2 protein-coding genes, 1 rRNA gene and 1 pseudogene are annotated in these 4,453 nt (G+C 42.9%); all 4 read left to right on the top strand.

Annotation, left to right across the window (positions count from 1 at the left end):
• The first annotated feature begins 219 nt into the window (after window positions 1-219).
• Complete coding sequence (gene glyQ / locus G4P69_RS35740) at window positions 220-1,092, top strand: glycine--tRNA ligase subunit alpha (protein ID WP_208354682.1); 873 nt, start codon at window positions 220-222, stop codon at window positions 1,090-1,092.
• 107 nt (window positions 1,093-1,199) lie between these two features.
• On the top strand, window positions 1,200-1,679 hold the full coding sequence (locus G4P69_RS35735; RefSeq protein ID WP_208354681.1) for a DUF4079 domain-containing protein: 480 nt from the start codon (window positions 1,200-1,202) through the stop codon (window positions 1,677-1,679).
• Window positions 1,680-1,788: 109 nt separating this feature from the next.
• Window positions 1,789-3,297, top strand: a pseudogene (locus G4P69_RS40790) (ComEC/Rec2 family competence protein); the annotation flags it as partial.
• Window positions 3,298-3,956: 659 nt separating this feature from the next.
• Window positions 3,957-4,453: ribosomal RNA gene (locus G4P69_RS35725) — 23S ribosomal RNA — on the top strand; the annotation flags it as partial.

Raw genomic sequence — 4,453 nt, 5'->3', positions numbered from 1 at the left:
TTTCAAACTATAATATTGTCTAGGTTCGGCGTCCCTCCGACGTCGCGTTTTTTCGCGGCTCGTCTTTGGCACTTTTTTATAGTAGCGAGTCTATTCTCATCTGTCAACCTTTTTCTCAAAAATTTTTTCGATTTTTTTTTGAGAGCCTGGAAATCCTTACTGAGCTAGGTTTAAGCAACAATGGTTTAAGCACTTCGCTAACTAAGGAATAGACAAGACGTGAATTTCCAATCAGTCATAGCAACATTACATCAGTTCTGGGCTGCTCGCGGTTGCCTAATTGCCCAACCGTACGATATTGAGAAAGGCGCAGGCACCAAAAACCCCCATACATTCTTGAGAGCGTTGGGACCGGAACCTTGGTCTGTAGCTTACGTTGAACCTTGCCGCCGCCCTACAGACGGGCGTTATGGCGAAAACCCAAATCGCTTTCAACACTACTATCAGTACCAAGTACTTATTAAGCCTTCCCCAGAAAATATCCAAGAAATTTATCTGGATTCCTTGAGAGCTTTAGGCATTCGCCCCGAAGATCACGATATAAGGTTTGTTGAGGATAATTGGGAAGATGCAACAGTGGGAGCCTGGGGTACAGGTTGGGAAGTATGGCTAGATGGGATGGAAATTACCCAATTTACCTATTTCCAACAATGTGGTGGAGTTGATTGTCGTCCAGTGTCAATTGAGATGACCTATGGACTGGAGCGATTGACTATGTATCTCCAAGGCGTAGAAGCAATTACCAAAATCCAGTGGACGGATGACATTACCTATGGAGATGTTTTCCTACAAGGAGAAATTGAGCAGTGTGTTTACAACTTTGAAGCTTCAAATCCAGAAATGCTGCTGACACTGTTTAATATGTACGAGCAAGAGGCTCAACAACTGACAGAGCGAGGATTAGTCCTGCCTGGTTTAGACTATGTGTTGAAGTGTTCACACACTTTTAATTTGCTCGATGCTAGAGGAGTCATTTCAGTAACAGAACGCACTCGCTACATTGCAAGAATTCGGCATTTGGCACGAAAGGTTGCACAGTTATACGTAGAGCAGCGAGAGAAGTTGGGTTTTCCTCTTCTGAAGCAGCAATAAATTCAGAAAAGTTTAGCCTAAAGTCTGAAATAATAGCCAAGGTGCAAACGCTTAGCTTATAAGCGTTTGCACCTTGCTCCGATATTGAATATTGGAAAATGAATAATATGGCTAATTTAAGTAATGTTCTAGAACCTATTGCAGCTTGGTTTCGGTCTTTGGGAGTTCCTGAGCCAATTGTACACTGGGGACATCCAGCGATGATGGCAGTTGTGGTATTTGTTATGGGTAGTTTCGTGGGACTCGCTGGTTGGAGAGGAAGACTTATTCAGGATAAGGATGCTGCATTAAAAAGTCGAAGTGACCACCGCACATTGGCACCTTGGATGTTTTTGTTTATGGGGCTTGGTTACACTGGCGGGATCTTATCCCTTGTTATGCAACATCAGCCAATTATGGAAAGTCCTCACTTTTTGACTGGCTCGATCGCCTTGCTACTTTTACTCATTAATGCTGCGATCGCCTGGAGTGGATTTCTTGGAGATAAAGCTGGTTTCAGGATGCTTCATGCTTACTTAGGCAGTACTGCACTTTGTATTTTATTTTTACATGCTGTACTTGGCTTGAAGCTAGGCTTATCTATTTGACATAACCTATTGCCAAAATTCGTTTGCGCCTCCAGACTAGTAGTCTAGGTCTATCAAAACATAGTTTACATAGACCCTTTGATCGTCAGGTAGTTGTGCAAAAATTTTGATGATTCAGGTAAGTGGTGTCATTATTTGTCTGAGCTATATCCTGGGGTTACTGTTTACAGCAGTTCCAGGAACTGGTCTTTGGGTATTAGGTCTAGGTGTAGTAGCAGCAATTATCTTCAAAATACGATCGCTCCAACTACGAAAACGAGCGCATCTCAAGAAAAACTTCGTAACCAATACTAAGACAACACCACAGGCACTGCAACTTAATCACGCGCCAATGGTATGGTTAATTGCTGGAGTTGTGGGCTTATTAGCAAGCGTGTATTTTCAATCACGTATTCCCCATCCAGGAATTAATGATATTAGTAAGTTTGTTCCTTCAGACAACGATAACCGCCAAGAGCAGTTGTTCATTGTTCGTGGTCAAATCACCAGCACACCACACTTAACTCGCACTCAGAAAGGTCAATTTTGGTTAGCAGCCACTCAGTTAGACGAGGTAAGAAACGATAATGGTCGCGCAGGTGTTAGTAAAGGAGTGACAGGTAAGTTATATGTGACTGTGCCTTTACTTCAAGCTACAGGGCTGCATCCTGGTCAACAAATTGCTGTAACTGGTGTTTTATACAAACCCCAACCAGCCTCAAATCCTGGTGCTTTCGACTTCCAACAGTTTCTCAAGCAAGAGGGCTCTTTTGCAGGTTTAAGTGGACGACAGCTAAGTATTCTGGATGAGGAGGAACATAAATGGGGACTGTGGCAGGTTCGAGAGCAAATTATCCAATCACAAGTTAACAAGTTAGGTGTACCAGAAGGCACGGTTGTTAGTGCCATGACTTTAGGCACTAAAGTTGTTGATTTACCTTTCAACACCCGTGACTCATTCGTACGAGTTGGATTAGCTCATGCTTTGGCTGGTCCTGGGTTAAAAACTTCCCTGATTTTAGCAGTAGTACTCACCTTAACAAGGCGTTCAACACGGGTCACTCAATTTACTCTTGGATGCTTAGGATTAATAGGTTTCCTAGTTTTAACAGGTTTCCATCCAACAGTGCTTAAAGCGGTACTCATGGGATTTGCAGCATTAATTGGTATGGGATTAAAACGAAAAGTAAAAAGATTAGGTGCTTTACTACTGATAGCAGTACTAATGTTGCTATTTAATCCTCTGTGGATTTGGGATTTAGGGTTTGAACTCAGTTTTTTAGCAACCCTAGGGCTAATTGTTACAGTACCGCCATTAATTAAACGTCTGGATTGGTTACCACCTGCGATCGCTTCTTTAATAGCAGTTCCTCTAGCAGCTACAATTTGGACTTTACCTTTACAGTTGCATTTGTTCAGCGTCGTACCACTTTACTGTTTACCAATAGGTATTCTTGCTAGCCCATTGATTTCAATAGTTGTGATAGGTGGAATGCTAAGCGCTTTAGTAAGCTTGGTTTCACCTAATCTAGGAAGCTCCATAGCCAGTTTCTTGTATTATCCAACCCATTTACTGATTAACTTAGTCGAATTTTGCTCCAACTTGCCAGGAGCATCCGTTGCGGTTCGTAGTATATCGACTGCTCAAATGTTAGCAATTTATACGCTAATATTTTTAGTTTGGTTAATACCTTGGTGGCAAAAGCGCTGGTTATTTACAGCTCTAATAGCTGTTAGTTTAGTATTGGTTCCAGCATGGCACAGTGTAAGTACTTTGTCTCAGATTACAGTTCTAGCAGCAGGAGGAGAACCAGTTTTAGTTATTCAAGACCAAGGAAAGGTAACGTTAATTAATAGTGGAAACGAGGGTACAGGAAGCAACACAATCATACCATTTTTACAACAACAAGGCGTCAATCAGATCGATTGGGCGATCGCAACAGATTTCCAAGGTAATGGCAGCAATAGTTGGTTAGAGGTGTTACAGCGTTTACCGATCAAAGTTTTCTATAACTATTCCGTGACCCCTGAAATTACAGGAATCACAAAGGAAGTCCTCAAGCACAAGGGGGTTTACCAATCTTTGTCAGTTGGTCAACCCGTAAACACGGGCGCAGTAGGAGGTCAATTAATTGATGCTCAACTGCCTATTTTACAGATGCAAATTCTTGGACAAAATTGGCTACTACTAGGTAATCTTGAGCCTGATAAACTAAGAGAACTCGCCAAAACTAGGGGATTACCTCATGCGCAAATACTGTGGTGTCCAGGTCAGTTTTTGCAAGAATTAGTTGTCGCCTTACAGCCAGAAGTGGCTAATGGTGGATACCTAGGCACACAGAGGCGAAGAAGGACGTGGTTACCAACGAAAAGCTTCGGGGAGCTGGAAGCAAGCAACGAGCCGAAGATATCCGAATGGGGCAACCCAGAATACAGCTTACTGAATATATAGGTAAGCATGAGCGAACCCAGCGAATTGAAACATCTTAGTAGCTGGAGGAAGAGAAATCAAAAGAGATTCCCCTAGTAGTGGTGAGCGAAAGGGGAAGAGCCTAAACCAAGGTGCTTGCACTTTGGGGTAGTGGGACAGCGATATCGAATCCGGAGATTAGACGAAGCAGCTAAGTACTGCACCAGAGAAGGTGAAAGTCCTGTAGTCGAAAATTAAAAGGATAGTAGCTGAATCCCGAGTAGCATGGGACACGGGAAATCCCATGTGAATCAGCGAGGACCATCTCGTAAGGCTAAATACTACTGTGTGACCGATAGAGAACAAGTACCGCGAGGGAAAGGTG

The organism is Aetokthonos hydrillicola CCALA 1050, from assembly GCF_017591665.1.
GTDB classification, from domain to species: domain Bacteria; phylum Cyanobacteriota; class Cyanobacteriia; order Cyanobacteriales; family Nostocaceae; genus Aetokthonos; species Aetokthonos hydrillicola.
This window is presented reverse-complemented; position numbering and strand designations above follow the sequence as displayed.